Origin of the sequence: Streptomyces sp. NBC_01439 (assembly GCF_036227605.1) — a bacterium.
In the GTDB taxonomy this organism is placed as follows: domain Bacteria; phylum Actinomycetota; class Actinomycetes; order Streptomycetales; family Streptomycetaceae; genus Streptomyces.
In genome coordinates this window covers 5063165-5086684 of the sequence record NZ_CP109487.1, presented here as the reverse complement: position 1 = coordinate 5086684, position 23520 = coordinate 5063165, and the positions used below count along the sequence as shown (strand labels likewise).

The window sequence follows — 23520 nt, the reverse complement described above, 5'->3', positions numbered from 1 at the left end:
GCTCTCGGCGTATTCCGATCCCCTCTCCGGAGGACACCCGCGTGACCGCCCGCCCCTTCGGCCGTTGTCACGGCATGACCAAGACCCAGCGCATGCTCGCCGCCATCGCCCTCGCGGGGGCCGCCGCGGGCCTCGCCGCACCCGCAGCCTCGGCCGCCCCGGTCTCCCCCCTCACCCTCCCGGACCTGCCGGCCGCCGCCCCGGGGATGCCGGCCGGGGCGCAGCCCACGTCGGTCCAGGAGATCGGGTCGCAGCTCAGCGCCGGGGCGAACCAGCTCAACGCGCTGATGGAGCTGCCCAACCACCTGGCCCCCGTCATCGCGCCCGTACAGCCCCTCACCGACCTGGCCGGCGGCCTGGAGTAGCCACGGGGGCCGGAGCCACCCCCGTACGCCTCTCGCGCGCCCCCTGTACGCCCCCGAACGCGCCCGAGCCCCCGTACGCCCCTGCGGCCCCGCACGCAGGCGCGGGGGCGCACGGGTGCAACGCGAAGAAGGCCCCGACCGGAGTCGGGACCTTCGACACGTGGAACGGGGGAAGCGGCGTCGGGGGACAAGCCGCTTCCCCCGACGAGGACGGACCTGCCGGTCCGGGCCGCGGTCAGGGGGAAGCTCGCGGCCCGGACCCCGCAGTGAGGCCCTGTCCCTCACCCACCGGTTTCCTGCCAGAACCGGTGGGCTCACACCCATCCTGCGCCCGTCGCAGGCGCACGCTCCGCGGCAAAGGACCCGGGGTACCGGGCCATTGGTCCTTAAAGGACAGGTGAGTGTCCAATCTTGACCGGTTAGAATCACCCGACTTGCTCGGACCGGTTGGGGAGGCCGCCCGCACGTGGACACCAAGAAGCTCATCACGGGTGCCCTCACCGTGTTCGCCCTCTTCGTGATCATCACCCAGCCGAAGCGTGCGGCCGAGATCGTGGAAATAGGCTTCCAGGGGATATCGGATGCCGCCTCCGGCATCGGCGAGTTCATGACCGAACTGGTGCGCTGACCCGTACGCTGAAGCGGTTCCCGGACTTCCGGCCCCCCACTCCGACGGGTGGGGGGCTTTTGCATACCCACCACTGCGCGTATTGCCCTGATATGCCCAACTTGCCGTCAACACGGCGATATACGGTGCTTGCACATAGTGCACATCTCTTGTGATGCTATGACCGCTTTTGATGGATGAGATGACTGAAGGGGTGGCGTGACCGTGCCGGCCAGTACTGCGCCTCAAGTGCCACCCCAGCAGGACCCCCAGGTGCCGCCCCAGTCGGAGCCCCAGCGGGAACACCGTCAGGGACACCGCCAGGAGTCCCGCCAGGAGCCGCCCGAGGAGCCCCCGGTCGCGCCGAGACCGCCGAGCAGGGGCGCGGACACCCGGGCGCTCACCCAGGTCCTCTTCGGCCAGCTGAAGGGCCTACAGCCGGGCACCAGCGAGCACAGCCGGGTGCGCGGGGCCCTCATCGAGGCCAACCTCCCGCTCGTCCGGTACGCGGCCGCCCGCTTCCGCAGCCGCAACGAGCCGATGGAGGACGTGGTCCAGGTCGGCACCATCGGCCTGATCAACGCCATCGACCGGTTCGACCCGGACCGGGGCGTGCAGTTCCCGACCTTCGCGATGCCGACCGTCGTGGGCGAGATCAAGCGGTACTTCCGCGACAACGTCCGCACCGTCCACGTACCGCGCCGCCTCCACGAGCTCTGGGTCCAGGTCAACGCCGCCACCGAGGACCTCACGACCCTCCACGGCCGCACCCCGACCACCGCCGAGATCGCCGAGCGGCTGCGCATCACCGAGGACGAGGTGCTGTCCTGCATCGAGGCCGGGCGCAGCTACCACGCGACCTCCCTGGAAGCCGCCCAGGAGGGCGACGGCATGCCCGGACTGCTGGACCGCCTCGGCTACGAGGACCCGGAGCTGGCCGGGGTCGAGCACCGGGACCTCGTCCGCCACCTCCTCGTACAACTGCCGGAACGCGAGCAACGGATCCTGCTCCTGCGGTACTACAACAACCTGACGCAGTCACAGATCAGCGTGGAACTCGGCGTCTCCCAGATGCACGTCTCCCGACTCCTCGCCCGGAGCTTCGCCCGACTGAGATCCGCAAACAGGATCGAAGCGTAACCGGAACGAGTGTAGATCATTCGCAAGTATCCCGACATATCGGGCTGATCGCCTTCTTCTCCACTCTGTCGCTGGAGATATATGTCGACATGGCGCTACAGCGCGTTGCCGACATGTGACATTCTGCGTGAACCGCGTTTGCCGCAGCCCCGCCTCCGGTATTCAGGTGGAGGCTGCGTTCCTCTGACGGGCGCGCAGTACGCGACCGTCCGCGACCTCAAGGGGGTGGCATGTCCGTAGACCAGGGCAGCTCCAAGGTGCTCACGCTCGTCAAGAGCGCGCCAGCGCCCACAGCACCTGCAGCGTCCGACCGCTCGGAAGCCATCGACACCCGCACCCTCTCCCGCTCCCTCTTCCAGCGGCTCGCCGGCCTGGATGCGGACAGCCCCGAACGGGCGTACGTACGTGACACCCTGATCGAGCTGAACCTGCCTCTCGTGCGCTACGCAGCCGCCCGATTCCGCAGCCGCAACGAGCCGATGGAAGACATCGTCCAGGTCGGCACCATCGGCCTGATCAAGGCGATCGACCGCTTCGACTGCGAACGCGGCGTCGAGTTCCCGACGTTCGCGATGCCGACCGTCGTGGGCGAGATCAAGCGGTTCTTCCGGGACACCTCCTGGTCCGTCCGCGTCCCGCGCCGGCTCCAGGAACTGCGCCTGGCGCTGACCAAGGCCAGCGACGAGCTCGCCCAGAAGTTGGACCGCTCGCCGACCGTGCCGGAACTCGCCGCCGTGCTCGGGGTCTCGGAGGAGGACGTCGTCGACGGCCTCGCCGTCGGCAACGCCTACACCGCCTCCTCGCTCGACTCGCCCTCCCCCGAGGACGAGGGCGGCGAGGGCTCCCTCGCGGACCGCCTCGGCTACGAGGACACCGCGCTGGAGGGTGTCGAGTACCGCGAGTCCCTGAAGCCGCTGCTCGCCAAACTCCCGCCCCGGGAGCGGCAGATCATCATGCTGCGCTTCTTCGCGAACATGACGCAGTCGCAGATCGGCGAGGAGGTCGGCATCTCCCAGATGCACGTCTCCCGGCTACTGACCCGCACCCTCGCGCAACTGCGGGTGGGCCTCATCGGGGAGTGACCCGGCGCCTCGCACTTCCCAATTGACGATGCGTCAGGAAAACTGGCGCGATGCGAAGGGGATCGCGAGCGGCCGCCACCACCCTGCTCGCCCTGTGCTGCACGGCCGCCGCCGGCCTCACCGGCTGCGGCGGCCCGGCGCGGGACGGCCATGTCGCCGTGGGCGCCGCGGCCCCGGGCCCCGAACGGGGCGCGGGGGAGAACGTGGCACCGCAGGGTCAGGTGGAGTTCCAGCAGCTCGGCGGCCCGGACGTGGCGGGCGGAGCCGCACAGTCCGCCACGACCTCCAGTACGTCGACCGGTACCGCGGGATCCGGAACCCCGGGCGGCCCCACCGCGGGCGGAGCCACGACCACCGGCCCCGGCGGCTCCGCAGGCCCCACCGGCACTTCCGCAGGGCCGGGCAGGACCCCACCGTCGCCCGGCACCCCCGGCACGCCGACAACGCCCACCGTGCCGAGTTCGGCGACCCCGCCGACCCCGCCGACCTCGCCGGGCACCCCGCCGGGCCCGCCCGACAGGCCCGGGACGACACCGCCGGCCCCGCCGCCGTCCACACCGGCCCGGCTGACGCTGTCCGCGCCGGTCAGGGCGGCCACGGCCGACCGCTGGTGCGAGCGGGTCACCGTGACCTTCACCAACACCGGAACCACCCCGGCCCGTTCGGGCACGGTCAGCTTCGCGACGCACATCATCGGCGCCCTCGGCGTCGACTGGGCCACGATCACCACGAACCAGCCCCTGCCGGCACCCCTGGCGGGCGGAGCCTCGAAGGCGCAGACCTACACGGTGTGCGTGGAGTCCTGGCGGGTGCCGCTGGGCATGCACGTGGACACCCAGAAGGTCACCGCGACCTGGAACTGAGTCATGCTCCCCCGGCCCGCGCCGGGCGCCGTCAGCGCAAGACCACCCAGGCGACCGCGCCGATCACGAGGACGAGCGCGACGATCAGTCCGATCTTCGCGGTCGAGTTCGAGGATCCGGCCTGCTGCTCGGCGCGCCGCTGCTGACGGGCTCCCGGACCCGCCTGACGGGCGGGTGCGGCCTCCTCGACGAAGGCCTTGAACATCTGCGTGCTGCCCGCGGGGTCGTAGTTGCCCTCGGGGACCTGTGAGTTGCGGTTGTCAGCCATGGAGCAGGACCCTAGCCGGTTTTCCGATTCCTTTACCGCCCCACTCCCCAGATTCATTTGCCTGTAGCAACCATGCGCTTCTATGGTTGCCTCAAGCAACAAGATGGGGGAACCCGGTGATCGTGCAGACCGCTCCGACCTCGCAGAGCACCCCGACCGCTTCGCCTGCTCCTGCGGGCCCAGTCACACCGGCGGGCCCGGCCGCTCAAGCAGGCCCGGTCACACCGGCAGCTACGACCGCTCCGTACGCGGAGCTGGCCCGCCAGCTCACCGCAATCGGCGCGGTCAAGCGCGAGCTCGCCCGCAGCCTGCCCCCGGACTGCCCGCCCGGCGCCGCCGTCGTCCTCACCCTGCTCGACCGGCACGGGGAGATGCGGCTGAGCCGACTCACCGAGTTCATGGGGGTCGACATTTCGGTGACCAGCCGGCACGTCACGCACATCGCCGACCGCGGCTGGATCGAGCGGGAGACCGATCCGGGCGATGGGCGCTGCCGGATCCTGCGGCTCACCCCGGCCGGCCGGGCGCTCCTCGCCGAAATCGGCGCCCGCTGCACGGCCTCGCTGGAAAGAGTCCTCCACGACTGGTCCCTCCAGGACATCGACGTACTCAACACCCTGCTGGCCCGACTCCGATCGAGCTTCTAGAAGTAAGGAAAGACATGGCCCAGTCGGAGACGACGACCGACACCCCACCCGTACCCACGGACACCTCCGTGACCATGACCCACCCGCAGATCATGAAGGCGCTGTCCGGGCTGATGCTCGGCATGTTCGTGGCGATCCTGTCGTCCACGATCGTCTCCAACGCCCTCCCCCAGATCATCAGCGACCTCGGCGGCACCCAGTCCTCGTACACCTGGGTGGTCACCGCCGCCCTGCTGTCGATGACGGCCGCCACCCCGCTGTGGGGCAAGCTGTCCGACCTCTTCAGCAAGAAGCTGCTGGTCCAGATATCCCTCGTGATCTACGTCCTCGGCTCCGTGGTCGCGGGCATGTCCCAGAACACCGGCACGTTGATCGCCTGCCGCGTGGTCCAGGGCATCGGCGTCGGCGGCCTGTCCGCCCTGGCGCAGATCGTGATGGCCGCGATGATCTCCCCGCGCGAGCGCGGCCGGTACAGCGGCTACTTGGGCGCGGTCTTCGCCGTCGCCACCGTGGGCGGCCCCCTGCTGGGAGGTGTCATCACCGACACCGAGTGGCTGGGCTGGCGCTGGTGCTTCTACGTCGGCGTGCCGTTCGCGATCATCGCGCTGATCGTGCTCCAGCGCACCCTGCACCTCCCGGTCGTGCGCCGCGACGTCAAGGTCGACTGGCTGGGCGCCTTCCTGATCAGCGGTGCCGTCTCGCTGCTGCTGATCTGGGTCACGCAAGCCGGTGACTCCTACGAGTGGATCTCCTGGCAGACCTGGGCGATGACGGGCGGTGCGCTCGCGCTCGGCCTGCTCTTCCTCCTCGTCGAGTCCCGCGCGAGCGACCCGATCATCCCGCTGCGGCTGTTCCGCAACAAGACCATCAGCCTGGCCTCGGCGGCCTCCCTGTTCGTGGGCATCGCGATGTTCTCGGGGACCGTGTTTTTCAGCCAGTTCTTCCAGTTGGCCCGCGGTGAGTCCCCGACGATGTCCGGAATCCTCACGATTCCGATGATCGCCGGCCTCTTCGTCTCCTCCACCCTTTCCGGTCAGGTGATCACCAAGACCGGCAAGTGGAAGGCCTGGCTCGTCTCTGGCGGCGTCCTGCTGACGGCCGGTCTGGGTCTGCTCGGCACCCTCCGCTACGACACCCCCTACTGGCACATCGCGATCTACATGGCGGTGACCGGCCTCGGTCTCGGCATGATGATGCAGAACCTCGTCCTCGCCACCCAGAACCAGGTAGCCCCCGAGGACCTGGGCGCAGCCAGCTCGGTCGTCACCTTCTTCCGCTCCCTCGGCGGCGCCGTGGGCGTCTCCGCGCTGGGCGCGGTCATGGCCAACCGGGTCACCCACTACGTCCAGGACGGCCTCACGGCCCTCGGGCCGAAGGCCGCGGCCCTGGGCCACGGCGGCACCGCCGGGGGCGGGATCCCCGACCTGGACAAGCTGCCCGCGCCGTTCCGCGAGGTCATCGAGTCCGCGTACGGGCACGGCGTCGGCGACGTCTTCCTCTACGCCGCCCCGTTCGCGCTGCTCGGCCTGGTCCTGGTGGTGTTCATCAAGGAGGTCGCCCTGAAGTCGAAGCCGGCGGCCCACGCCCCGGCCGCGGCCTCCGACGAGGCGGCCCCCGCCGAGGCCGTCATCAAGGCCTAGTCGTCGGTGCCCGACCCGTCGCGGCCTTGGCCTGGATGCCCGCGATCAGGACGTCGAGCGCGAGGCAGAAGTCGCCCTCCGGCGCCCGCCGGACCGTCCCGCCGCATCCGTGCAGGAACTGCGAGACGGCCAGGTGGGCGCCGGTCCGTGCGGCGTCCACCAGGCCGGTGGCGTCCAACAGCCGCTGGAGGGCGGCGTCGAAGGCCCGCGCGTGCGGGCCGATGTTCGGGAACGCGGCGGTGAGCGGAGCCACCCACGTGTGGTCCGCCAACACCCGCCGGTAGCCGCGGGCCAGCGCCTGCAGCTGGCCCGGCCAGCCCGTCCCGCCGCCCTCCGCCGCCGCACCCTCCGTGGCTGCGGTCGGCGACCTGAGCTCGCCGAACGCGCGGTCGAGGGCGAGTTCGAGCAGGTCCTGCTTGGTGTCCACGTACCAGTACAGGGACATCGCGGTCACCCCGAGCCCGGCGGCGAGCCGCCGCATCGAGAACCGGGCCAGCCCGTCGGCGTCGAGCAGCCGCACGGTGGCGGCGGTGATCCGGTCGCGGTCCAATCCGGAGGGTGCGTCGCTGCGGCGTCGGGCGGGTGCGGCAGGCCTGGCGGCCAGCCACACACTGGTCCGGGTCTCGCCCGGATCGGCCGCGGTCACCATGCAGGCACCCTCCTCACGACAGGCGGATCGGTCCGGAATGCCCGATCCGCCCTCTTGATGCTAGGGGGTGTCCTGCCGATCGGGTCGGATCAGGTCGTCGGGGCCGTCAGGTCGTAGAAGGTGGCTCCGCCGACCGTGGTCTCCTTGAAGTTGGCCTTGATCCAGGTCTTGATCTCCGTGCTGGTGCCGCCGCCCGGACCGCCCGGACCGCCGCCTGCGCCGCCCCGCCCGCCACCTCCGGGCATGCCGCCCTCGGCGCCGCCGGCGCCGGTGCTCTGGCCGATGAACCAGTGGACCTTCCCGTCCCGCACGTACTTCTGGAACTGCTCCAGGGTCGGCGAGGGGTCGCTGCCGTTGAAGCCGCCGATCGGCATGACGGGTACCCCGGAGGCCAGCTGGTAGCTCGCCGCGTTCTGGGAACCGATCGCGGCCGCCGCCCAGGTGTACTCGTCGGCGTCGGTGGTGAGGGCCTTCTTGGCCTCCGCGCTCACCCGGGCGCCGTTCAGCAGGCCGCCCGGGCCACCCTGGCCGCCGACACCGAACCGCTCGCCACCACGACCGTCCAGGCCCTGCGGCATTCCGCCCGGGGGCATCGCGCCCGGGGCCGTCCCGCCCTGGGGCATCCCGCCCTGGGGCATCGCACCCTGCTGCCCGCCGCCCTGTCGGCCGCCGTTCGCCGTCCCGCCCTGGCCGCCCGGGCCGCCCTGGAACATCTCACCGAACCGACCCGTGCCACCCGGTCCACCGGGGCCGCCCATCATCCCGCCGGGGCCGCCCCGGCCACCCGCCACCGCCGGTCCGGCAGTCACGATCGAGCCGGTGTGCGCGGTGCTCACGGTGGTCAGGCAGTACGCGAACGGCCCGGCCAGCACCGCCGCCAAGCCCAGTCCCGCCGCGGCCTGGAGGGCTCGGCGCCCCGCCTGCGCGGCGAACGGCAGCGCGGCCGCGGCGAGCAACCCGCCCACCAGGACCGCCCAGCGCAGCCACGGCAGGTAGCCGGTGGCGCGGCCGAGCAGCACGAACGACCAGACCGCCGTCAGGGCCAGCGTGCCGGACAGGGTGATCGCGGCGGCCTTGCCGCTCCGCTCCTCCCACAGCACGGCGGCCCCCATGCCGATCAGTGCCGCCACGAACGGCGCCAGCGCCACGGTGTAGTACTCGTGGAAGATGCCCTGCATGTAGCTGAAGACGACCGCGGTGATCAGCATCGAGCCGCCCCAGGCCAGGAACGCCGCCCGGGCCATGCCCTCCAGGGAGTCGGTCGCCCGGCGGGCCCGCCAGGTGACCACCAGACCGGCCACCAGCAGGATCAGGGCCGCCGGCAGCAGCCAGGCGATCTGCCCGCCGATGTTGCCCGAGAAGAGCCGGTCGATGCCGGTCTCCCCCCAGCCTCCGCCACCGCCGCCACCACCGGCGCCGCCCCGGCCGCCGCCGCCGACGCTGCCGGTCTCGTTGCCGTTGATCCGGCCGAGGCCGTTGTAGCCGAGGGTCAGCTCCAGGAAGGAGTTGTTCTGCGAGCCGCCGATGTACGGGCGGGAGGAGGCCGGCCACAGTTCGACGACGGCGACCCACCAGCCGCCGGCCACCACCATCGCGAGCCCCGCCAGCAGCAACTGGCCGAGCCGCTTGCGCAGCCGGGTGGGCGCGCAGACGGCGTACAGGAGGGCCAGCGGCGGCAGGATGACGAAGGCCTGCAGGGTCTTGGTGAGGAAGGCGAAGCCGACCGCCACCCCGGCCCAGACCAGCCACTGGGTGCGGGCTCCGTCGAGGGCGCGCAGCACGCAGTACACGGTGACGGTCAGCAGCAGGGTCAGCAGCGCGTCGGGGTTGTTGAAGCGGAACATCAGCGCGGCAACGGGCGTCAGCGCGAAGGCGGCACCGCTCAGCAGCCCGGCCCCGGGACCGAACTGGCGGCGCACGGCGGCGTACAGCACACCGGTGGTCGCGACGCCCATCAGGGCTTGCGGTACGAGGATCTGCCAGGAGCCGAGCCCGAAGAGCCGGACGGACAGCATCATCGGCCACAGGGCCGCCGGGGGCTTGTCAACGGTGATGGAGTTGCCGGCGTCGGAGGAGCCGAAGAAGAAGGCCTTCCAGCTCTCGCTGCCCGCCTGCACGGCTGCGGAGTAGAAGGAGTTGGCGTAGCCGGAGGAGCCGAGGTCCCACAGGAGCAGGACGGCAGTGGCGATCAGTAGTCCTGCGAGGGAAGGGAGTTCCCAACGGGGGCGGTCGACCGCAGCGCGGCGACCGGTAGCGGCGCGGGCTTCTGGGACCGGGAAGAGCGAGGGTGCTGCCGTGGTCATCGGATGTCGTCCTTCACGGGAGTGTCGCGCCGCTCGGGAAAGACCCAGGCGCGGAAGAGCAGGAAGCGCAGCACGGTGGCCGCGAGGTTGGCAGTGATCAATACGGCCAGTTCGGTGCTGTGTGCGGGATCGGCGGAGGCCGCCCCGAGCGCGGCGAGGGAGCCGCTGGTGAGGGCCAGCCCGATGCCGAACACCACGAGGCCCTGGGCCTGGTGGCGCACGGCCCGGTCCCGGCCGCGCACCCCGAAGGTGAGCCGGCGGTTGGCGGCGGTGTTGGCGAGCGCGGAGAGCAGCAGTGCGGCGCCGTTGGCGAACTGCGGGCCGGTCCCGGCGCGGAAAGCGGAGTACAGGAGCAGGTAGAGCACGGTGGACAGCGCTCCGACGGCACAGAAGCCGAGCAGTTGGCGGGCGAGGCCGCCCTCCACTCCGGGTAGTGCGGCGCGGTCGCGCGGATCGTCGCCGAAGGGGCGGGCGAGCCGGTCCAGCGGGAGCGCTCCGACTGCCAGTGCCCGGCCCACGCGCCAGACGCCCTTGAGGTCCTCGGTGGCGGTCCGGACGATGTGGACGGTGGAGTCGGGGTCATCGACCCAGTCCACCGGCACCTCGTGGATCCGCAGCCCGGCCCGTTCGGCGAGTACGAGCAGTTCGGTGTCGAAGAACCAGCCCGTATCCTCCACCAGCGGCAGCAGCCGCTCGGCGACCTCGCGCCGGATCGCCTTGAATCCGCACTGCGCGTCGCTGAACCGGGCGGCCAGGGAGGACCTCAGGAGGAGGTTGTAGGCGCGCGAAATGAACTCCCGCTTCGCGCCGCGCACCACCCGTGAGGACCGGGCCAGACGGGTGCCGATGGCGAGGTCGGAGTGGCCGGAGATCAGCGGTGCGACCAGCGGCAGCAGGGCGTTGAGATCGGTGGAGAGGTCCACGTCCATGTAGGCGAGGACGGGGGCGTCGGAACCGGACCACACCTGGCGCAGGGCCCTGCCCCGGCCCTTCTCCTCCAGGCGGGTGCTGCGTACGCCGTCCAGTGCTGCGGCGAGCCCCCGCGCGACCTCAGGGGTGCGGTCGGTGCTCGCGTTGTCGGCGACCGTGATCCGGAAGGGATAGGGGAAGGTCCGACTGAGGTGCTCGTGCAGTCTGCGGACGCACGGGCCGAGGTCCTTCTCCTCGTTGAAGACGGGGATCACCACGTCGAGGACGGGCTCGCCGGGCACGGGCGCGAGGGGCGCCCGTGCCGGAAGGGCCCCGGGAGGTGTGTCGGTTCGCATGGTCCGACATTCGCCGGGCGCCCTGTCACCGCTGTGTGCTGAGCCTGTGCCCTGCCTGTGAGTCCGCACGGTCCGCTTCCGCGTGCGGCAGCAGGACCTCGAAGCAGGTCCGCCCGGGCTCGCTCCGTACGCCGACCCGCCCGCCGTGCGCCGTGACCACGGCTTGGACGATGGCCAGCCCGAGCCCGGTGGAACCCGCCGCACGGGAGCGGGAGGCGTCACCGCGGGCGAAGCGCTCGAAAACGTGGGGGAGCAGGTCGGGTGCGATTCCGGGCCCGTCGTCCTCGATCCGCAGCCGGACGGCGGATGTTTCACGTGAAACGTGCGCGGTGACGGTGGTCCCTGGTGGGGTGTGGGTACGGGCATTGGCGAGCAGGTTGACCAGGACCTGCTGCATCCGTGCCGGGTCGGCCCGGATCGGTGCCGGCTCGTCGGGCAGGTTCAGGCGCCAGTGATGTTCGGGGCCCGCGGCCCGGGCGTCACTGACGGCGTCGATCACGAGCGGGGCCAGGTCGGTGTCGGAGTCGCCGGTGGGCAGCGGGCGGCCGGCGTCGAGCCGGGCCAGCAACAGCAGGTCTTCGACCAGGCCCGTCATCCGGGTGGCCTCGGACTCGATCCGACCCAGGGCGTGCCGGGTGTCGGGGCCGGGTTCCTCCCGCCCCCGTCGGGTCAGTTCGGCGTAGCCGCGGATGGAGGCCAGCGGGGTGCGCAGCTCGTGGCTGGCGTCGGCGACGAACTGCCGGACCCGCATCTCGCTCTCCTGGCGGGCGGTGAGGGCGGAGGAGACATGGCCCAGCATCCGGTTGAGGGCCGCGCCGACCTGACCCACTTCGGTACGGGGATCGGCCTCGGCGTCCGGTACCCGCTCGTGGAGGGCAGGCTCGCCCTTGTGCAGGGGCAGTTCGGAGACCCGGGTAGCGGTGGCGGCCACCCGGCGCAGCGGGCGCAGAGCGACCCCGACCAGCGCCTGCCCGGCGAGGGAGGCCGCGATCAGCCCGGCGAGCGTGACGCAGAGCTCTACGCCGATCAGGGTGCGCACGGTGGAATCGACGTTGCTCAGCGGGAACGCGAGGGCCAGGCTCCCTTCGGGGGAGACCAGCACCCGGTAGCTACCGAGACCCGGGAACTCGGCATCCACCGGCCCGGGCGTGCCCTGCGCGGATTTCCGCGCGGCCTGGGCGAGGGCTTTGCCCTGTTCCTCGGTCAGCGGGGGAGGCGGGTCGGCCGACCATCCGTCGCCACGGGCGTTGCGGGCGGTCCCCAGGACGGTCCCGGCGGGATCCAGGCGGACCCCGGCGGCGTCCAGCGGGCTACCGGGAGCCACGACGAAGCCTGCGCTGTTCTCCCGGGCCGGCTTCCCGCCGGGCGCCCGGACGGCCATCTTCACGGAGGTCTTCAGCTGATCGTCGAGTTCGGTGACCAGGTACGAGCGCAGGGCGAACGTGGTGACGGTCCCGATGGCCGCGCCCACCACGGCGATCAGTGCCACCGCGGAGACGACGAGCCGGGTGCGCAGCGACCAGGGCCGGCGGCCACGTGGTCGCCGGTTCCTGCCCGGTGCCACTACTCGCCCGGCTTGATCAGGTAACCGGCGCCGCGGCGCGTGTGGATCATCCGGGGCAGACCGGGGCCGCTCTCCAGCTTCCTGCGCAGGTAGGAGATGTAGAGCTCGACCACATTGGCCTGGCCGCCGAAGTCGTAGGACCACACCCGGTCCAGGATCTGCGCCTTGCTCAGCACGCGCCGGGGGTTGCGCATCAAGTAGCGCAGCAGCTCGAACTCGGTGGCGGTCAGGTGGATCTCCTGACCGCCCCGCACCACCTCGTGGCTGTCCTCGTCCAGCCGAAGATCGCCGACGGCCAGCACCGAACCGCCGCGCGCGGCCTGCGCCGCGCCGGAGCGCCGGACCAGGCCGCGCAGCCGGGCCACGACCTCCTCCAGGCTGAAGGGCTTGGTGACGTAGTCGTCGCCGCCCGCCGTGAGGCCCGCGATACGGTCCTCCAACGAGTCCTTGGCGGTCAGGAACAGCACGGGAACCTGGGGGATCTCCCGGCGCAGGCGCCCGAGGACGGCCAGCCCGTCCATATCGGGAAGCATGACGTCGAGGATGACCACGTCGGGCCGGAACTCCCGCGCCGCCCGCACCGCGCCCGCCCCGTCGCCGGCACTGCGGACCTCGCAACCCTCGTAGCGCAGGGCCATGGACAGCAGCTCGGAGAGTGAGGCCTCGTCGTCGACGACGAGTACCCGGCAGGGGCCGCCGTCGGGCCGCACCAGGGCCGTGGGGTGGTGGGTGGACGTGGACGCATGGGAGGTGGTCGTCGCAGTCATACCGGACACGCTGTCCCGCGCCTCTGAGAGCGCCCTTGTGCCAATCTGTGAATTTCCTGAGAAAGAGCATCCGCAAAGAGAGGCGGGGCGCCGGTGCCGGACACCGGGGCGGGGGCGGGGGCGGAACAAGGACCGGGGCTGGGGCTGGGTCGTCAGCCGTCGAGGCGGAACAGCCGGGCGCCGTTGTCGTGGCAGACCGCCCGCAGCCAGTCGTCACCGAGGCCGAGCCGCTCGAGCGCGGCGAGCTGGTGCTCGTAGGGGTAGGGGATGTTCGGGAAGTCGGTGCCGAGGAGGATCCGGTCACCGAGGTCCACGAGACGACCGAGGTCCCCGGACGGGAAGCCGTACATTTGCTCGGAGAAGTCGGTGAAGGCCATGGTGGTGTCCAGGCGCACCTCGGCGTAACGATCGGCGAGGTCGAGGAAATCGGTGTACTCGGGCATGCCCATGTGGGCAATGACCAGCGGCAGCCTCGGGTGGCGGGCCAGTAGCCGGGCGATCGGCTCGGGCCCGGTGTGCTTGCCCGGGACGGGGCCGGACGCACAGTGGATCACGATCGGGATGCGTGCCTCGGCGAGCAGCCCCCAGACGGGGTCGAGCCGGTCGTCGTTCGGGTCGTAGCCCCCGACCTGGAGGTGCGACTTGAAGATTCGGGCCCCGGACTCGACGGCCTGGCGGACGTACGCGCTCACGCCCTCCTCCGGGAAGAACGTCGCGGTCTGCAAGCAGTCGGGGGTGCGGGCGGCGAAGTCTGCGGACCAGGCGTTGAGCCAGGCGGCCATCGCCGGTTTGTGCGGGTAGAGCATGGCGGTGAAGGCCCGGACCCCGAACTCCCGCAGGAGCGCGACGCGCTGCTCCTCCTCGTGCCGGTAGGTGATGGGCCACTCGACGCCGGTCAGCGGGCCGACCGCGTCGAAGTAGTCCCACACCTTGTCCAGGACGCGCTCGGGCATGAAGTGGGTGTGGATGTCGACCAGTCCGGGCAGCCCGAGCCGCTCGCGGAAGGCGCGGACCGCCTCAGCCGTTGCGGACAAAGCCGTGGCTCCGCTCGACGGTCGCGACGTGCAGGGTGTAGCTCTCGTACCAGTCGGATCGGCCCTGCTTCATGGCCGCCTGGTGCTCCAGGTCCTTGCGCCACACGGTGAGGGACTCGTGGTCGCGGAAGTAGGCGACGGTGATGCCGAGACCTCCGGGAGTACGCGCGGACTCGTAGCCGAGGTATCCCGGGTTCGTCCCGACGATCTCCTTCATCCGCGCGAGGGTCTCGGGATATCCGCTGTCGTCGTCGGTGCGGATGTTGCTGAAAACAGCCATGACATAAGGGGGTTCAAAGGCCGGTACCGGCTGAAGGTCCATGTCGACCACCCTCGGCGGAGCGCCCCGGCATGTCCACCGGAATCGGCCCCGGAAGGCCAAAGGGATCCAAGTTTTGACCTTGGCCGCCACGATCCGAGCCGCGCTCCGAGCCGCGCTCCGCGTCCTGGTCCACGCCTCGGTCCGCCGGTGTCAGAACAGCCCGTCCTGCTCGGCCGGAGCCGCGGAGGCGGACGGGATCGGCGCCGTCGGAACCGAGGTCACGGCCTCGTCCCCCGGAGCGGTGAGCTCCCAGCCCGCCAACAGCCGGGTGTCCACCACGAGTCCGTCCGCGAGGTGCAGATCGGGCCCGGCCGCTCCCGCCAACCGGCCCACGACAGAACCGCCGGACACCATCTCGGTGAGGACCAGCGCCGGCCCGGGCAGGCTCGGCAGGGTGTCCAGCCCGAACGCCCGTGCGTGGTCGACCACTTCGCACTCCACCCGCTCCAGCGACTCCGGCCACCCGGGGAGCGCCGCCGCCCGTGCGTGCAGTTCGGCGACCTCGCGGGCCCGCTCGGGCGCAGCCGGCACATGGGCCCGTACGCCGCGCTTACGGGCGTACGCGATCCGGTCGGGCACCCCGAGCGCCGCCCGCAGCAATTCCTCGGTGCGCCGGGTGGCCATCAGTGGACCGCGCCCGAGCCAGGCCCAGGCCACCGCCCCCTGCTCCAGCAGCCGGGCCGAACCGCGCTCCTCGGCGGTGATCCCGACCTTGACCATGCCGGGACCGAACCAGGCAAGGTAGACCCGGTAGGTGCGCGGATCGGCAGCGTTGGTGTCGGCCGCCACGGAGAACGACCGGTCGAGGCGAGCGCACTCGGGGCACTGGGCGTTCCCGGCACGGCCCGGCACGATGTCCGCGGTGGGGCAGGGGGTCCGTCTTCCGGCCCGTCGCACACCGAGGCAGTGCCGCTCCCCGCGTGCCACGAAGGCGATCCGCTGCCCGTACGCGAGCTCGCTCACCCGCTCGCCGCGCCCCTCCCCGTACCACCCGATGGCGGGGCGGCCGTCCTTCCACCGGATCCCGGTGCACCACCAGGTCACAGCGGGAGAGGTCGCTCGAAGAAGGTGTCCAGGACGACGGTGGCGTGCGTACCGCTGACCCCGTCGATGGCATAGAGGCGGCGCAGCACGTCCTGCAGTTGTTCGGTCGAGGCCGTACGCACCTTGACCAGCAAAGACGCACTGCCCGCGATGATGTGCGCCTCTTGGATCTCGGGGATCGCGGCGAAATCGGCACCGGACTCGCCCATCCAGGCGTTGGAGTCGACCATCACGTAGGCCAGGACTCCGCTGCCGACGGCCGCCGGGTCGACGTCGACGGTGGTCCGCCGGATCACCCCGCGTTCGCGCAGTTTCCGTACCCGCTCGTGGGTGGCCCCCGCCGAAAGCCCGACTGCCGTACCGAGAGCGGCGTACGACTGGCCGGCGTCCTGCTGCAGGCGCTGGACGAGCGCACGGTCGATGTCGTCCACGCAATCTTCCTCTCATGGGCCTGTCGACCCTTGCGAAGACAGTACCTGATCCTGCAATCTCACCATCAGGCCGAACCGAATTCGGCGTGACTCTTTCAGGGGGAATCATGTCTGCCATAGCCGACCTCACCTTGTACGAGATTCTGAACGAACGCTTCCAGACCGGCCGCTGCGCCAACGGCGACGCCCGGCTGGACCGGCTCTACGATGACTGCCGCTGGGCGGAGGGACCGCTCTACCTGCCCGCCTGGCGGCAACTGGTGTGGAGCGACATCCCCAACGACCGGATGCTGCGCTGGGACGAGGCGACGGGCGCGGTCTCCGTCTTCCGCTCCCCGGCCGGCCACTCCAATGGCAACACCCTGGACCGCGAAGGCCGCCTGATCACCTGTGAACAAGGCAACCGGCGCGTCACCCGCACCGAACCCGACGGCAGCCTGACCGTCATCGCCGACCGCATCGACGGCAAACGGTTCAACAGCCCGAACGACGCGGTCGTCCGCTCGGACGGCTCCATCTGGTTCTCCGACCCGGACTTCGGCATCACCAGCGACTACGAGGGCCACCGCGCACCCAGCGAGATCGGCGCCTGCAACCTCTACCGGGCCGACCCCTCGACCGGCGAGGTTCGGACCGCCGCCGACGGCTTCCTCGGCCCCAACGGCCTGGTCTTCTCACCCGACGAGAGCGAGCTGTACGCCGCGGACACCCGGGCCGGCCACATCCGCGCCTTCAAGGTCTCCGACGACGGCACCCTCACCGCCGACCGCGTCTTCGCCAACTGTCCCGGGGTCGACAACATCCGCTTCGACGACGAGGGGCGGCTGTGGGTGGCCGCCATGGAGAACGGCGTCCAGTGCTACGCCGCGGACGGCACCCTGATCGGCCGCCTCCGCATCCCCGAACCGGTCTCGAACATCGCCTTCGGCGGCCCCAAGAACAACCGCCTCTTCATCACCGCCACCACCTCCCTCTACTCCCTGGTGATGTCGGTGACGGGCCTGCCCCGGGTCCTCTGAGGGCCGGGCCGCCTACCGGGCGACGAACTGGGTCAGGATCGCCTGCACCTCGTAGATGTCGACGCCCTTGGTGAAGGTCTTCTCGATCGGCGCCGAGCTGCCGGATATCCAAATCTTGAGCTCGGCGTCGAGATCGAAGTGCCCGGCCGTCTCGACGGAGAAGTGCGTGATGCTCCGGTACGGGATGGAGTGGTACTCCACCTTCTTCCCCGTGAGCCCCTGCTTGTCGACGAGCACCAGCCGCCGGTCGGTGAACAGGATCGTGTCCCGGATCAGCAGGTACGCGGCATGGACCTGCTCCCCCTGTCCCAGCAGCCGTGCATAGTCCCGCTGCGCCGACACGGGGTCGACGGTGTGCGCGTTCCCGAACAGTCCCATGAGTGCCCCCGTTGTCCAGCTCCGGATTTCCGGCTTCGAACGATCTCCACAAACCGTACCGAGGCAGGCCCCTCGTCCACGTCCCCCGCCAGAGCCATCCCACCCCTGACATCCCCCGGGGGACCCCGTCCCCATCAGGGAGGAGACGGCGAGCCGTCAGGACGTACGACAGAGGCCCCCAGATTTTCTCCTGGGGGCCTCTGTCCTGCTGTGCACGCCTGGCCGCTGCACCCACGATCTAAGGTTCCATGGTCGGTGGGTTGTGGAGGTGGGCGAGGCGGCATGAAGGTTCCGGCAGCTTTGGTCGGCGCTCGAGTGGAGCGCACGGCATTCGATCAGCAGGTGAGGCTGAGCTTCGGCGCGCTGGACCCGGATGAGGGATACCGGTTGGACGCCGAATTGGTACTGGAGACGCCATTCCTGTTCCGAGACGCTGCTGGCGAATGGCACGAACTGGACCCGGGGACAGGGATGGGCCTTGCTCCCGTCTTGGCGTTGTTCGGGCAGTCCGTCACTACAGTCGACGTGAGTGGTCGTGGTGTGTTGGTCATCGACTTCCACGATGGCGCCGGACTCTGGATCGGCCCGGACCCACACTTCGAGTCCTGGCATCTGACCGGGCGTGGCATCGATGGGATCACTGTCGGTCCGGGAGGCGAGGACGTGTGGGGGGGCTGAATCGCGGCACGAGGTCGTTGGCGCGGGTTTGGCCGGCGGCCTGACCAGGCTGGGCCGGTCGTAAGCACGGGCGGCCGAGCTTCGGCAAGACGGCTGAACGACGCGCCCATCAGCCACGACGAGACCGGCACCGACGCGGGCGACCACACCGGCCGCCGCCACATCGCGGCAGCAGCTGCTCCCCGCCCGCCCGTTCCCGTTGGTGCGTTCGCCTCACGCACCCGCCGTCCGTGACGCCGGTGGAACGGCGCCCGGCCCGACTCGGTCCCGGCATTCGGACGGCCCGCAAGCGGATCAAGACGTGGTCGGTGTTCGAAGCGGATCAGTTCCTGGCGGACGGGATCGCGCGGGGAGATCACCTCTTCGCGGCGCGGATGCTCGTGCTGCGCCTCCGGCTGCGGCGTGGTGAGGTGCTGTGCCTGACCTGGAAGTCGATCGACTTCGATGCCGGTGAGCGACTCGGACGACTTCCTGCCGCTGCCGGCGCTCTGCCTCAAGGCGCTGCGGATGCGGCGGGCCCAGCAGATCGGGGACCGTGTGGCCGCCGGCGAGCTGTGGCAGGACGGTCACGGCCTGGCGTTCACGGCGAAGTAGGGGACGCCGATCGAGCCGGGGAACCCGACCCGGATGTTCGCGCTGCGGCCCCGAACCGCCGGCCTCCGGGTGATCCCGCTCCGGAACACCGGCACACGTGCAGCTCGCTCCTGGTCGCGCTCAAGGTCCACCCGAAGGTGGCCCAGCGGATCCTGCGGCACACGCAGATCGCCATGACGATGGAGGTGTACGCCGAGGAGAGCCAGGAAGAGGTGCGGAAGCAATCGGCAAGCTGTCCGAAGCGATGGGCGGCGGTAGCGGCTGAGGCGGTTGCTGTACTTCGCTGCTGGACGGCCGGAAACGGCAGAGGCCCCGGACTTTCGTCCGGGGCCTCTGGCCTGCTGTGCACTCGGCAGGATTCGAACCTGCAACCTTCTGATCCGTAGTCAGATGCTCTATCCGTTAAGCTACGAGTGCTTGGGCTTCCTGGGGTTTTGCGCCCCGTTGGCCTTGCGAGAACAACAATACATGGACCTCGCCGGGACGCGAAATCCATTACCCAAACCGCTGCTGACCTGCGGAAATGAGCCGGATGGAGATCATCCGGATGGGTTCACGCGAAGGGCGGAGCGGACCGGATTGCCCCGGAACGCATCGAAGCCCCGGTCCGTCAGGACCGGGGCTTCGATGAGGTGCGGAGGCGGAGGGATTTGAACCCTCGATGGGTGGTAAGACCCAAACCGCATTAGCAGTGCGGCGCCATAGACCGGACTAGGCGACGCCTCCAGCACACCCCCGCGTACGAGGGTGCGTGCAGATGATGACACAGGCGCAGGGCCCCTCACCAATCCGCTCCCACGGTACAAGGCGGGACGGCCGGAGGGCAAAGCCTTAAAGCAGCCGCGGCACGCAACGTCAGCGCGCCCGAATCGTTGGGCAGGCGTACGACGTGTACGGACGACCTGGAGTGCCCCATGCTGCGTCTCGCCGCCTTCGCCGTCACCTCCGCCCTGGCCGCCTCGGTGGCCGGGCCGTTGCCCCCGCTCCCGCTGGGCCGGCTGCTGGGGACGCCCGACCGCCTCACCATCGCCATGGCAGACACCGGAAACCGCCGGTTGGACCGGGAGTACCGGCTCGAATGCGGCCCCGCCGGCGGCGACCACCCGGAGGCGGAAGGGGCCTGCGCCCGGCTGGATCAGTTCGCCCAGGAGGGGAAGGACCCCTTCGTCCCCGTCTCCAAGCGGCAGATCTGCACCATGCAGTACGGGGGTCCCGCCACCGCCCGGATCACCGGAACCTGGAACGGCCACAAGGTGGACGCCACGTTCCGGCGGACCAACGGATGCGAAATCCGCCGCTGGGACGAGTTGGAACCTCTGCTTCCGAGTGGGCGTTCCTGACCTGGGAGGATGCGCAGGATGGGCGGTATCCACCACACATCGGCCACCCCATCGCGGGCCTGTGGCCTTAGACTCCTCCCGTGACTTGCCGGTAGTTGTTGGTCAGGGAGGAAGCTCGTCGTGAGCAGCAGGCCATCCCGAGGCGCTGCTCGCCTCGCAGCAATACTCGATGCCCTTCCGGACGCGCTGTTGCTCGTCAACGCCAACGGCACGGTCGTCAACGCCAATTCGATCGCGCTCGAAATCATGGAGAGCCCCGGAACCGGGCTCGTCGGCCGGGGCGTGCTCGACCTCCTGCCCGAGTTCGACTCCAAGCTGATCCCCGGCTCCATGCGCCGGCCCGGCGAGGACGACGGCAGCCGCACGAAACCCAAGCGGATGATCGCGCGCCGTACCGACGGCTCCGAGTTCCCCGTCGAGCTCACCAGCGCCCATCTCGACGGACGCGATGCCTACCGCGAGCCGCAACCCTCGTACACGGGTGACGAGCTGCTGATGCTCGTGGTCCGTGACCTCTCGCAGACCGTGGACACCGAGGCCGAACTGGCCCGGTCGCAGCGGCAGACCGAGATGATCCTGCGCGCCGCCGCCGAGGGCGTCGTAGGCACCGACACCGACGGACGGGTGGTGCTGGTGAACCCGGCCGCCGCCCAGATCCTCGGCTACCGCGCCACCGACCTCGGTAACCGCGAACTGCACGGCCTCATCCAGCACTCGCGCGCCGACGGCTCTCCCTTCCCCTTCGAAGAGTCCCCGCTCGCCGACACCCTGCGCAGCGGGCGCAAGCACCGCGTCCGCGGGCAGGTGCTGTGGAACAAGGCCGGGCAGCCGGTCTCCGTCGACCTGACCACCTCGCCCGTACGCGACGGGGAGCAGCTCGTCGGCGCCGTCATGACCTTCACCGACCGGCGGCCCTACGACGCCCTCGCCGCGCGGCACGCACAGCTGATGGCCGTCCTCGGCGAATCCCTGCGGGGGCCGCTGGACGAGTTGCGCGGTGAGCTGGCGACGCTGGCCGCCGACGACGCCGGACAGCTGTGGCCCGAGGCCAACCAGCTGCTGCACCACCTGGCTGCCGGGTACTCACGGATGACCACGCTGGTGGACAACGTCCTCGGCTACCAGCGTCTGGACACCGGCCGGGACCGACTCACGAAGAAGAAGGTCCTGATCAACACCGTCGTCACGGCGGGCGTCGACGGAGCCGTCGAGCTGATCGGTCCGGGCCGCGCGCAGTTCGCCGTCCACGCGCCGACCATCGAGGCCGAGGTGGACGCGGACCGGATCTCGACCGCACTCGCCCACCTGGTCGCGGACGTGGCCGGGGTGGACGCGACCGGCAAGACCCGCCAGGGCAGCGGCTACAGCGACTCGACGATCGTGGTGGCCGCCGCGCAGCGCGGCGATGTCGTACGGATCGAGGTGCGCGGACCGTACGAGGGCGGGAGCCCGGTCCACGAGCCGATCGTGCGGGGGATCGTGGCCGCCCACGGCGGCGTGCTGCAGACGGTGGAGGTTCCGGGCGCGCCCGGCGGGGCGTACGTGCTGGAGCTTCCGCTCGGCTCGGGTGCCGGGACGGTGGTCCTGCCGGAGCCGGCGGAAGAGCCCCCGGCCGGTCCTGCCACGGACGGCGAGGGCACGGACGGCGCAGGCACGGCCGGGGGCGCGGCTCCCGGCAAGGTCTCCGGCGGCCGGCGTGGCCGGCGCGGGGTGGACGCCTTCCTGGACGACGAGAACACCGGCCCCAAGCCGGCTCAGGCCGCTCAGGCCGCTCAGGCCGCTCAGGCCGCTCAGGCCGCTCAGGCCGCTCAGGGTGGCGCGCTGGCGCTGCCTTCCGGGCGGCGGCGCGCGGGCGAGGCCGGCGAAGCTCCCGAGACGGGGCCCGAACTCGCACAGTCCCCGGTGAATCCGGCGGGGCTCGGCACCGGACGCAGGCGCGGCCGGGCCGGTGACGGCAGCAATGAGGCCGAAGGCGCCGGTGGGCCCGACGGGCCCGGGCGGCCCGTGCCCCCGCGGGGCACCGCCATGCCCGCGCTCCCGCCCGTTCCCGCTGTGCCCCCGGTTCCGGTGACCGAGCATCCCGCCGGGCGGCGCCGGGCACTGGGCCCGGCCGGTCCGGCCCAGCCCGGCGGCCCCGTCCCCGCGACCGGGCTCGGGCCGGCGCCCGCTCCCGCGCGGCCCATCGCACCCGAGGGCGGCTTCGCGCTGCCCGCCGGCCCAACACCGGCTCCCGCCGCGGCCGACTCCGAAGTCGACGCCCCGGGCGGGCGGCGTGGTCGCCGGGTACTGGGCGCCCCGGGCGCCGAGCCCGAGGCCGCCACCGCCGCCATTGCTGCCGCCGCCGCGCAGCCCGATGAGTCCGCAGAGAACCCGACCGGGCGGCGCCGCGCGCTCGCCGGCGCCCCGGCGTGGCCGGTTCCGGCGGCCCGCACCGCTCCCGAGGACGACGAGGCCTCCGGCCAGGTCGCGGTCCCCGGTGCGCGTCGGCCGCAGGACGCCCCTGCGGAGGGCCAGGCCGCGCAGCCGATCAGCGTGCGCGCCCTCGGCACCCTCGGCCAGGGCATTTCCGTCGACCCGGGTGGCTCCGGCCCGGCTTCCGGGTCCGGTGCGGCTTCCGGGTCCGGCCGCCGTCGCCGGCTCGCCGAGCCCGCCCCGCAGGGCCGTGCCTTCGCGATAGGGGCGCCCGAGGCCGGCGCCGACGAGGGCCCCGAGCCGCTGGACGGCCCGGGAGGCGCCGTCGAGGTCGTCAACCGACCCGTGCCGCGTCCCATGGACGACGAGCTGCCGCCGGAGCCCCTGGACAACCCGCGCCGGCTCCTGGTGTGGCCCGCACCCGATGTGCAGACGCAGCAGGCGCTGAGCGACCGCGGCTACCGGCCGGTGATCGTGCACTCCCGCGAGGAGGTGGACGCGCAGATCGCCGCGTTCCCCGCCGCGCTGTTCGTCGACCCGCTGACCGGGCCGATCACCCGGACGGCCCTGCAGTCCCTGCGCCAGGCCGCGGTGGCCGCTGAGGTCCCCGTACTGGTCACGGCCGGGCTGGGGCATGCCACGCGCGAGGCGGCGTACGGCGCCGACCCTGCCGTGCTGCTGAAGGCACTGGCGCCGCGTGACAGCGAACAGCACCCCTCCCGGGTGCTGCTGATCGAGGAGCACGACGAGATCGCGACCGCGCTGACCGCCGCCCTGGAACGGCGCGGCATGCAGGTCGCACGGGCGAGTGCCGACAACGACGCCGTGGAACTGGCGACGCGGATGCGGCCCAACCTGGTGGTCATGGACCTCATGCAGGTGCGCCGTCGGCGGGCCGGGATCGTGGATTGGCTGCGCGCCAACGGGCAGCTGAACCGCACCCCTCTGGTCGTCTACACCGCGACCGGTATCGACCCGGCCGAACTGCCGCGGCTCGCCTCCGGCGAGAGCGTCCTCTTCCTCGCGGAACGGTCCACCACCGCGGACGTCCAGGGCCGCATCGTGGACCTCCTGGCCAAGATCGGCACCAACTAGTAATCCTGGGCCG

At 71.3% G+C, this 23520-nt stretch carries 23 protein-coding genes and 2 tRNA genes; 12 read left to right on the top strand and 13 right to left on the bottom strand.

All coding sequences use genetic code 11. The annotated features are described in order from the left end of the window. Positions 1-41: 41 nt before the first annotated feature. The 5 genes from OG207_RS22820 (at position 42) to OG207_RS22800 (ending at position 4057) form a co-directional block, all read left to right on the top strand. Entirely contained in the window at positions 42-365 is a 324-nt protein-coding gene (locus tag OG207_RS22820) for a hypothetical protein (RefSeq protein WP_329100329.1), read from the top strand. A gap of 466 nt (positions 366-831) precedes the next feature. Then, the gene (locus OG207_RS22815) at positions 832-993 is read left to right on the top strand and encodes a hypothetical protein (RefSeq protein WP_167745563.1); all 162 of its coding nucleotides are present in this window, start codon (positions 832-834) and stop codon (positions 991-993) included. 228 nt (positions 994-1221) lie between these two features. After that, positions 1222-2112 carry an RNA polymerase sigma factor SigF gene (locus OG207_RS22810; RefSeq protein WP_329100327.1) on the top strand — a complete coding sequence of 297 codons (891 nt, stop codon included), beginning with the start codon at positions 1222-1224 and terminating at the stop codon, positions 2110-2112. A 230-nt stretch (positions 2113-2342) separates the two neighbouring features. Then, entirely contained in the window at positions 2343-3194 is an 852-nt protein-coding gene (locus OG207_RS22805; RefSeq protein ID WP_329100325.1) for an RNA polymerase sigma factor SigF, read from the top strand. Between the two features lie 50 nt (positions 3195-3244). After that, complete coding sequence (locus OG207_RS22800; RefSeq protein ID WP_329100323.1) at positions 3245-4057, top strand: hypothetical protein; 813 nt, start codon at positions 3245-3247, stop codon at positions 4055-4057. A 31-nt stretch (positions 4058-4088) separates the two neighbouring features. Here OG207_RS22800 and OG207_RS22795 read toward each other — a convergent pair whose 3' ends face one another. Next, positions 4089-4325: a hypothetical protein gene (locus OG207_RS22795; protein WP_329100322.1), complete on the bottom strand. Its 237-nt coding sequence runs from the start codon at positions 4323-4325 to the stop codon at positions 4089-4091. A 254-nt stretch (positions 4326-4579) separates the two neighbouring features. Between OG207_RS22795 and OG207_RS22790 the strand changes: the two genes are divergently transcribed. Next, positions 4580-4972, top strand: a complete 393-nt coding sequence (locus tag OG207_RS22790; protein WP_329107792.1) for a MarR family winged helix-turn-helix transcriptional regulator — start codon at positions 4580-4582, stop codon at positions 4970-4972. 14 nt (positions 4973-4986) lie between these two features. Continuing rightward, positions 4987-6612 carry an MDR family MFS transporter gene (locus OG207_RS22785; protein ID WP_329100320.1) on the top strand — a complete coding sequence of 542 codons (1626 nt, stop codon included), beginning with the start codon at positions 4987-4989 and terminating at the stop codon, positions 6610-6612. Here OG207_RS22785 and OG207_RS22780 read toward each other — a convergent pair. The 9 genes from OG207_RS22780 to OG207_RS22740 form a co-directional block, all read right to left on the bottom strand. Continuing rightward, positions 6602-7261, bottom strand: coding sequence for a TetR/AcrR family transcriptional regulator (locus tag OG207_RS22780; protein ID WP_329100318.1), 660 nt, complete (start codon positions 7259-7261; stop codon positions 6602-6604). The genes OG207_RS22785 and OG207_RS22780 overlap by 11 nt on opposite strands. 89 nt (positions 7262-7350) lie before the next feature. After that, positions 7351-9564, bottom strand: coding sequence for an ArnT family glycosyltransferase (locus OG207_RS22775; RefSeq protein WP_329100317.1), 2214 nt, complete (start codon positions 9562-9564; stop codon positions 7351-7353). After that, positions 9561-10829, bottom strand: coding sequence for a glycosyltransferase (locus tag OG207_RS22770; protein WP_329100315.1), 1269 nt, complete (start codon positions 10827-10829; stop codon positions 9561-9563). The genes OG207_RS22775 and OG207_RS22770 overlap by 4 nt, the downstream gene beginning before the upstream one ends. Before the next feature lie 25 nt (positions 10830-10854). Next, complete coding sequence (locus OG207_RS22765; protein WP_402694702.1) at positions 10855-12318, bottom strand: sensor histidine kinase; 1464 nt, start codon at positions 12316-12318, stop codon at positions 10855-10857. A gap of 74 nt (positions 12319-12392) precedes the next feature. Continuing rightward, complete coding sequence (locus OG207_RS22760) at positions 12393-13160, bottom strand: response regulator transcription factor (protein WP_329100313.1); 768 nt, start codon at positions 13158-13160, stop codon at positions 12393-12395. A 152-nt stretch (positions 13161-13312) separates the two neighbouring features. Continuing rightward, positions 13313-14194 carry an amidohydrolase family protein gene (locus OG207_RS22755; RefSeq protein WP_329100312.1) on the bottom strand — a complete coding sequence of 294 codons (882 nt, stop codon included), beginning with the start codon at positions 14192-14194 and terminating at the stop codon, positions 13313-13315. Next, on the bottom strand, positions 14178-14474 hold the full coding sequence (locus tag OG207_RS22750) for an antibiotic biosynthesis monooxygenase family protein (protein ID WP_329100311.1): 297 nt from the start codon (positions 14472-14474) through the stop codon (positions 14178-14180). Before OG207_RS22750 ends, OG207_RS22755 begins: the two co-directional genes overlap by 17 nt. A 192-nt stretch (positions 14475-14666) precedes the next feature. Then, positions 14667-15560, bottom strand: a complete 894-nt coding sequence (locus OG207_RS22745) for a DUF2797 domain-containing protein (protein WP_329100310.1) — start codon at positions 15558-15560, stop codon at positions 14667-14669. Further along, entirely contained in the window at positions 15557-15991 is a 435-nt protein-coding gene (locus OG207_RS22740) for an Lrp/AsnC family transcriptional regulator (RefSeq protein ID WP_329100309.1), read from the bottom strand. Before OG207_RS22740 ends, OG207_RS22745 begins: the two co-directional genes overlap by 4 nt. A 107-nt stretch (positions 15992-16098) precedes the next feature. Between OG207_RS22740 and OG207_RS22735 the strand changes: the two genes are divergently transcribed. Then, positions 16099-17010: an SMP-30/gluconolactonase/LRE family protein gene (locus OG207_RS22735; RefSeq protein ID WP_329100308.1), complete on the top strand. Its 912-nt coding sequence runs from the start codon at positions 16099-16101 to the stop codon at positions 17008-17010. A gap of 12 nt (positions 17011-17022) precedes the next feature. Here OG207_RS22735 and OG207_RS22730 read toward each other — a convergent pair whose 3' ends face one another. Beyond that, positions 17023-17388: a PH domain-containing protein gene (locus tag OG207_RS22730; RefSeq protein ID WP_329100307.1), complete on the bottom strand. Its 366-nt coding sequence runs from the start codon at positions 17386-17388 to the stop codon at positions 17023-17025. A gap of 282 nt (positions 17389-17670) precedes the next feature. Between OG207_RS22730 and OG207_RS22725 the strand changes: the two genes are divergently transcribed. Both OG207_RS22725 and OG207_RS22720 read left to right on the top strand, forming a co-directional pair. Beyond that, positions 17671-18066 (top strand): DUF6188 family protein, encoded by a 396-nt coding sequence (locus OG207_RS22725; protein WP_329100306.1) that lies wholly within the window; start codon positions 17671-17673, stop codon positions 18064-18066. Positions 18067-18516: 450 nt separating this feature from the next. Then, complete coding sequence (locus OG207_RS22720) at positions 18517-18660, top strand: hypothetical protein (RefSeq protein WP_329100305.1); 144 nt, start codon at positions 18517-18519, stop codon at positions 18658-18660. Positions 18661-19004: 344 nt separating this feature from the next. On the opposite strand, the gene OG207_RS22715 is transcribed toward OG207_RS22720, so the two are convergent. Beyond that, positions 19005-19077: transfer RNA gene (locus tag OG207_RS22715), tRNA-Arg, on the bottom strand. 218 nt (positions 19078-19295) lie between these two features. Then, positions 19296-19386 (bottom strand) — tRNA-Ser (locus OG207_RS22710). Between the two features lie 188 nt (positions 19387-19574). On the opposite strand from OG207_RS22710, the gene OG207_RS22705 reads away from it, so the two are divergent. Together OG207_RS22705 and OG207_RS22700 are read left to right on the top strand one after the other, a co-directional pair. Beyond that, positions 19575-20000, top strand: coding sequence for an SSI family serine proteinase inhibitor (locus OG207_RS22705; protein ID WP_329100304.1), 426 nt, complete (start codon positions 19575-19577; stop codon positions 19998-20000). A 120-nt stretch (positions 20001-20120) separates the two neighbouring features. Further along, a complete protein-coding gene (locus OG207_RS22700; RefSeq protein ID WP_329100303.1) occupies positions 20121-23507 on the top strand; it encodes a response regulator in 3387 nt (1128 codons plus the stop codon). The last annotated feature ends 13 nt before the right edge of the window (positions 23508-23520 follow it).